The 7812-nt window shown below is 63.2% G+C and carries 2 protein-coding genes and 1 pseudogene; all 3 read left to right on the forward strand.

Features of this window, described 5'->3' with window-relative positions:
- Positions 1–471, forward strand: a pseudogene (locus tag ACZ434_RS32650) (ISAs1 family transposase); the annotation flags it as partial.
- Positions 472–1129: 658 nt separating this feature from the next.
- On the forward strand, positions 1130–6484 hold the full coding sequence (locus ACZ434_RS32655; RefSeq protein WP_468462344.1) for a DUF6531 domain-containing protein: 5355 nt from the start codon (positions 1130–1132) through the stop codon (positions 6482–6484).
- A gap of 307 nt (positions 6485–6791) precedes the next feature.
- Positions 6792–7334, forward strand: a complete 543-nt coding sequence (locus ACZ434_RS32660) for a hypothetical protein (RefSeq protein ID WP_468462346.1) — start codon at positions 6792–6794, stop codon at positions 7332–7334.
- The last annotated feature ends 478 nt before the right edge of the window (positions 7335–7812 follow it).

The raw sequence follows: 7812 nt of genomic DNA on the forward strand, positions 1-7812 counted from the left end.
CGACTGCCCTGGCGCGACATCCGCCTGGACCACTACGAACGCGCCCGCGCCCACCACCGCCACGAGATCCGTCGACTGAAGACCGCCGCGTTCGCACACCTCGACTACCCGCACGCCCGCCAGGCTCTCCAGGTCGTACGCCGACGACGCGACCTGAGCACAGGGAAACTGACGATCGAGCGGATCTACCTGGTCACGAGCCTGCCGCCCGGCGCGGTCACCGGAGCCGAACTCGCGGCCTGGATCCGCGGCCACTGGAACATCGAGAACCGGCTCCACCACGTCCGCGACACCACATTCGCCGAGGACGCCTCGAAGATCCGCACCCGGCACCTGCCCCGCAGCATGGCCGGCCTGCGCAACCTCGCCATCGGCGTCCACCGCCAGGACGGCCACACCAACATCGCCACCGCCCTCCGCCACACCTGCCGCGACCACCAGCGACCCCTCACCGCCCTCGGGCTGGCCTGACGAACCCGGACACAACATCACTTCTCAAAGACCCTGCGGTCGGGCCTGTGCTCCAAGGCGGCGGTCAGATTGGTTTCCGGCTGCGGGAACACCCAAAGCCGGATGCGACAGAAAATCGTGCTGGATCGAAGACGGAGCTGGAGCTTCTTCTTGGCCCAGGTGACGAGTCTTTCGGCGTAGCCGCCGTCGGCCCACCCCGACCGATGCCTTGCCGCGCTTGGGGAACGATACGTCGCCGATCACCCACACCTCAGGGGGCGATCGCATCGGACAGCCGTTATCACCCGACCCGCCATTCGTTTCCAGCCAGTAGCAGCAGATCTATGGTCCTGCTGTGACGTCTGCGCCTAAGGTGACCAGGGTTCCGGGTCGGCGGTTCTGTATCAAATGATTGCCGAGCGGACTGCACGGCTATCGCGGGGGATCGATCAGCGCAACCGCACGTCGTGCCCTCGCCTGTCACTGTGTCGCAGGAGGGGAACGTTCGGTGCTCAGATGTGGGGTAAGAACGGCCAGGGGCTATGCGTGCCTTGTTATCGCGCTGCTTATGATACTCACCGGTGCATCTCCAGCACTTTCGGTACCGCAGAGGATCACGTCGGCCGAAGCGGTACCTGAGAGAGGCCGGGGGCCGAAGCCCGCAAAGCCGCAAAAGGCGATGAGTCTCGATGAGCGAAGAAGGCAAGTAGCCCGCGATCTCAGCAACGTGTCACTTAAGCCTAAGCATGAGGAATTAAGCAAGGAGCGGTCGTCGCCACGAAAAACCGCCGAATCGGTCGTGCCGTATTCGATCGTGGTCGACTCGAGCAAACTGGTCGATGCTTCCGGTAACGAGATCGCTAGTGTGCAAAGACAGGGTGGCCAGTACTACGTAACCGGCGGATTCGTCCCGAAGCCGGGTGATGTTTTCACGTACACAGCGGAGGTCTATTACAACTGGGAAGGGTCCGAAGGGGCCGACCTGGAAGACAAAGGGACACAGTCCATCGTCGTGCGCCCGGAAGTGCTGTGCTTCGGCAGCGAAGAGGGCAAGTGGCTGGGTGACCCCATCACCATAGCGGCACCGTCTTGGGTGCACTCGGACAACTGGGGTGGAGGCCCATTCGACCCTCCCAAATTCCCTGGTACCTCAGTTTCCTTCACCTATGAGTACGACGGGCAAGTGTGCGCCGATGGAGCGCTGGGCGGAGGGGCGCGGCCCACGGAGTTCCACGTCACGATCTTCGACAGGAAGCCGGACGGAGCATGGCCTCTCTGGGAGCAGAACATATGGGCCGCACGCGGATGGGGACGCGCCGGCGTCCCTGACAACCAGACCTATGGATCGTCTTGTCACGACAATCTCGCTGGCGCCGCCCATTGCCAAGCGCACCGAGGAAGCGGCGTCAACACGGCCACAGGAGCCTTCAGCCAGACCTACGTGGATGCCACCCTGTCCGGCTCTACGCCTGTGGACGTGAGCCGAAGCTACGCGTCGAACAACCGGACACCTGGCGCGCGAGCCACGGCAGATGACGCTACTGGGATTCTAGGCGAGGGCTGGACGACGCCCTGGGACGCGAAACTGAAGAAGAAGGCGAACGGTGACGTCGTCTTCCACGCCGAGGACGGTTCCCGCTATCCGTACGCCAAAACCGACGACGGCTACAAAATGCCTGCCACAGCCCATTCAGAATTGTCGCAGACAGCGGACGGATATCAGCTGAAGACGGCCGGGGGTAAAAAGCTCACCTTCGACCAGGACGGTCGACTGACACGGAGCACGGACAAGCAAGGCCGGGACGTGAATTTCGCGCGCGGCGAAAGCGGGCTGCTCACGTCACTCATCACCCCCTCGGGACAGAAGGCGGAACTCACCTACGAGGAAGGGCGACTTTCCGCCGTAACTCTGTCCGATGGTAGAACCGTCAGGTACGGGTACAGCGGCGGTCGGCTTTCCCAGGTCACAGGGCCCGATGGAAAGAAGGCCACGTACGAGTATGACTCGGCGGGGTTCCTTTCCCGGATCATCGATGCACGCGGCACCACGGCTCTGGTCAACGCGTATGACGACGCCGGACGCGTCACAAAACAGACGGGAGCGGACGGCGGTGAGACGAGCTTTGGGTACGCGGGCAAGGAAACCGACGTCATTGCCCCGGACGGCGGAGTATGGACCGACGTCTATGAACAGAACGTACTGGTCGCACAGTACGACCCGTTCGGGAACAAGACCACGTACGGGTACACCTACAAACTGGACCTCGTGGAGAGCACTGACGCGCTCGGAAACACGTTCAACTGGTCAGTTGACCAGGCCGGGAGAGTCAAGGAAGCCAGGACGCCGAAATCAACACGATCATGGGTGTACAACGCCTCCGGTAACGTCTTCATGTACACCGACGGAAACCGGAAGAGGAGCAGCTACGTCTACAACGACCAGAGCCAGCTGGTCACGGCGTGGGATGCGCGCAGCAAGGGAACCAAATTCACCTACACCCCGCTGGGCCAGGTCGATACCGTCACCGACCCGCGCGGTAAGGTCACCAAATACGGTTATGACGCCGCGGCCAATCTGACATCGGTGACGTTGCCCGACAAGTCGCGCCTCACGCGAAGCTACGACGCCGCCGGCCGTGTCACGAGCGAGACCGATCCGCGTGGCAATGTTGCCGACACCGACCCCGCCGCGTACACGACGAGCTACGGCTACGACGACGCGGGCAGGCTCACGTCGACGACCGACGCTCGGGGCAATACATCGCGCCGCACGTACGACGCCGCAGGCAACCCTGCGACGGTGACGGACGCTGCTGGCGAAACCACCACCTTCACGTACGACGCCGCGAACCGTCTCACGGAAGTGGAGGACCCCCTCGGTCACGTCGCAAGAACAGCGTACGACGTGATGGGCAACGTCACTTCGCACACCGATGAGACCGGCGCCAAGACGAGCTACACCTATGACAAGGCCGGCCACCGGCTGACGATGACGACGCCCAGGGGCAATGCCACCGGCGCCGACCCTGCCAAGTACACGTGGAAGTACGGCTACGACAAGGTCGGCAACCAGATCACGGTGACCGACCCGGCGGGTAACACCACGAAGACCGACTACGACGCCGAGTACCGCCCGGTCGCCGTCACGGACCCGCTCGGGAAAGTCCGCAAGACCGACTACGACGGTGAAAGCAACGTCACCAAGAGCACTGACGCGCTCGGCAAGACCACCATCAACACCTATGACGCCGGCAACCGCCTCCTCACGACCACCGACCGGGGTGGCAAGGCCGTCACCTACACCTACGACGACGCCGGCAACCTGATCTCCGAGACCTCGCCGCTCGGGAACAAGACCACGTACGCGTACGACGACAACGGACGGCTCGCCAAGACCGTCGAGCCCCGCGGCAACACCACCGGAGCCGACCCCGCGCAGTACACCTGGAGCACCGCCTACGACCCGGCCGGGAACGTCCTCAGCCAGACCGACCCGTACGGAATCAAGACCTTCACCAACGTCTACGACGGTGACGACCGCCTTGTCGAGCGCACCGACGCTCTCGGCAAGAAGACCGCCTATGAATACGACGCGTTGGGGCGCCTGACTAAGGTAACCGCCCCTGACGGTGGGATCACCAGCCTCACCCACGACGCGATGGGAAACCTGACGTCCCGCAAGGACGCCAACGATCACACCACCACCTACGCCTACGACAAGACAGGCCGGCTAACCAAAATCACCGACCCGCTGGCCCGTACTACCTCGTACGGCTACGACGTCGAAGGCCATCGTATAAAGATCACGAACGCGCGTGGGCAGACCGTCACTCATACCTATGACGCCCGCAGCCTGCTGAGCACGACCACCCATTCTGACGGCACCCCCGCCGTCACCTATACCTACGACGCTGCCGGCCAGCCGAAGACCATCAAGGACGGCATCGGCACCCGCACCGTCACCTACGACGATGAGGGGCGGCCACTGACCGTCACCTCACCTGGCGCGGCCAGCCCGTTCAAGTACACCTACAACGACAACGGCAGCATCAAGAGCCGCACTTACCCGGACAACCGAGCAATCTCCTACGCCTACGACAACGACGGTCACATGACCGGACAGACCGCTGGCGGCAAGACCACCAAGTACGAATGGGACACCGCAGGGAACCTCACGTCCATCAAGCTGCCCACCACCACAGCAGTCGTCGAAGCCCGAACCTACGACCGTGCCGGCCGCCTGTCCTCGCTCTCTGAAAACACGGGAGCCCGGCACTTCGAACGCGACGCCGCAGGACGCGTCATCAAGGACTACTTCAAGGACGGCACAACCACCGGCCTCGCTGACCGCTACGCCTATGACCCAGTCGGTCGCATGACCCGCGCCTGCACCGACACCGACGCCACCGCATCCTGCCTGAGCGGCAAGGGCGGCGCCACCTACACCTACGACAAGGTCGGCAACGTCACCAGCTCGTCCACTGCCACCAGCACCCGCACCAACACCTACGACGCTGCCGACCAGCTCACCAAGCGCGTCGAGGGCACCGCCACCGTCGACTTCGTCTACGACGCCGACGGAAATCGGACCAAGGACGACAAGGGAACCTACAGCTACGACCCACTGGGCCGACTGAAAGCCGCCACCATCGGCGCCGACGCCTACACCTTCATCAGCGACGCCGACGGAAACCGCACCATCACGAACAAGAACGGTGCCCTCTCCCGGACCTCGCGTTGGGACGTGCTCAACCCCCTGGCGCAGATCGCCACGGAAACCAACAGCAAGGGCGCCCTGATCGCCAATTATCAGTACAACCCCGAGGGCGCCCCGGAGTCCCAAAACCGCACTGGTGGCACCTTCTACACGACCCACGACCGGCAAAACTCAATCACTGCCGTCTACAACGCCGCAGGAACGAAGAACTACACCTACACCTACACCGCCTGGGGCACCTTCAGCGGTAAGGCGACTATTCCCGACGGCCAGTACAGCGTCTTCGGCTACAACGGCCAGTACAAAGACCCCGCCCTCTCCGATCGGCTGTACCTGCGCGAACGCAGCTACGACCCCAGTAACCGGGTCTTCACCACACGGGACCCCGTACCCGCCGCCAACGACAGCCCGAACCTGTCTGCGTACGCCTACGCCAACAACGACCCCGTCAACCAGTCCGACCCCTCCGGCCGCTGCCCGCTCTGTATCAGCGCCGGCATCGGAGCCGTCATCGGCGGCGCAGTCGAAGCCGGCATCTACGGCTGGCAGCACCGCAACGGCGGCTTCAGCTGGGGCGGCTTCGGCAAGGCAGCCGGGAAGGGGGCCATCACCGGTGGCATCGGTGGTGTCCTGATGCCAGGCGCAGGAAACGTCGCTGTACGCGCTCTCGGCCTCACCGGAGGCCGCGCCCTGGCCACCTCCACAGCGGTCAACGCCGCCGTCGGTGCCGGCTTTGCCTGGGGGGTCAACGAGGTCCACTGCAGGCCCACCACCCCGGGCGATCTGACGCTCGGCGCGGTGGGCGGCGGCACCAGCAGCCTTCTCGGCCCGGCGTTCAACTGGCTGAAGGGCAAGTTCTCCCGCACTTCACCACAGAGGTACGGTCCGGGAGCGGCACACGCAGATGACCCGGCGTTCCGCGGCGGGGGTGCCTTCTCTCTGGACTCCATCCCGGAGGAGCCCGGCTTCAACTACCTCTACCGAGGGGTGTCCGTAAAAAGTCCAGCTTTCGACAACGCTACGCGAGGTATAGCAATACCGCGTGGCGGATCCGCCAGCATGAAGACGCACCACGACGGTAATACCGATAGCATCTACACGTCCTGGACAACGTCAAAGCAGACAGCCCTACAGTATGCACGAGGTGCTGCTGAAGGACGAAGCGATTTACCCGGAATAATTCTTCAGGTGAAGCTTCCTCTAGGACAGCCGGTGTACCCGTCGTTCATGATCAGTGATGATCTATGGGAAGGAAACGAGAACCTGGTGGAAGGCATGGTGCAAGGGGCGAAGGCATACTTCGTGCCCGCGCCATGACCTCCTGATCTCGAAGGTGGCCGCCGAACAAGCTCCGGCGGCCACCTTCGCCGCACTCCCTCAGGAATAGAAGGTGAATTAATTGCCCTCCGCTAATGAGCTCAACACCATTTCCGCCGACCGCATAGCGGCTCTGTGTGCAGAGCTCGCTGAAGCGCGATGGTGGTCAGCCCAGCGAGTGCTTGACCACTTGCAGGAATTTCCCACACAGTCCGCTGAGCTAGCACGAGTGAAAGCGGCATCCCTCGCCGGAATTTACGAGCTTCGCCTTCGTCAAGATCCCAGCTTGGCGGACAGAACACGAGACTTGGCCCGCTTCGCCGAAGCCCTGCGTGCCGCGCCACAGGAGTTCGTTCGATTCTTCTCCATTCAGATGAAAGAGGGACGAGTTCTCGTAGCTGCTACGGAGGACCTGCAACGACCGCTGGCCTCCACAGTGGTACGAGGGGCCGGTATAACTCCCGAAACGAGCACAGTCAACGCAAGTGCAATCGGCAGTATCCCTTCAGAGCGTGCTGCCGTACTCTGCGAAACCCTCATGCGGGCCGGATGGCAGGCGGCCCCCGCCGCTATGGAGGCAATCGCAAGCTCCTCGGCCACTGAGTTCCCCGTCTGGCTTGCGACACCCCAAACGCTGGCGCAGCACTACACCGAAAAAGCCAACGAACCCGCGCAGCGACATATCGATGCGAACCGATTCGCTCAAGCCATGTCCGAGCGCAACCCCGACGAAAGAGTCCTCATCCTCAATCTATTCGACCCGTACGGCTGGCAGATCACCTGCGCCGTTACCGAAGATTTCAATGTCCCCCTCGCAGTAGCAGCCATGAAGAGGGGACCGTCTCGATAGAGAGCGTGTGGCAGGCAGTTTCCGCATCCCGGGAATTGAGCTCCACGCACATGAACGCCATAGGTCGAACAGGTCGCATCAATTTCGGGCCGTGAGTGGTTCGGGTCGTACGCTATGCGCAGGAGCCGCCCTGGGGGGTTGCCAATACTGAGGGAAAAACCCTCACCGGTGCGGGGAACGATCTCTTCGCGCTGCAGGACATACGGCGGAAACTCGACCAACGCGGGATTCTGCTGTGTTGCAACGGGACCCGAGCCAACGCAAGGCCATCACCCGCATTCTCCGTGACCGGCGCGGAATTCGTCTACCTCATGCCCCGGAGGCGACCGGCCAGCGTTCGGGACGTCGTCCCGCTGTTCTCTCCGGCCCCGCCTGAGGCGGCGGCGAACGCGGCGGTCTTCAGTCGACGGATCTCGTGGCGGTGGTGGGCGCGGGCGCGTTCGTAGTGGTCCAGGCGGATGTCGCGCCAGGGCAGTCG

Source organism: Streptomyces sp. NPDC030893 (assembly GCF_055571535.1).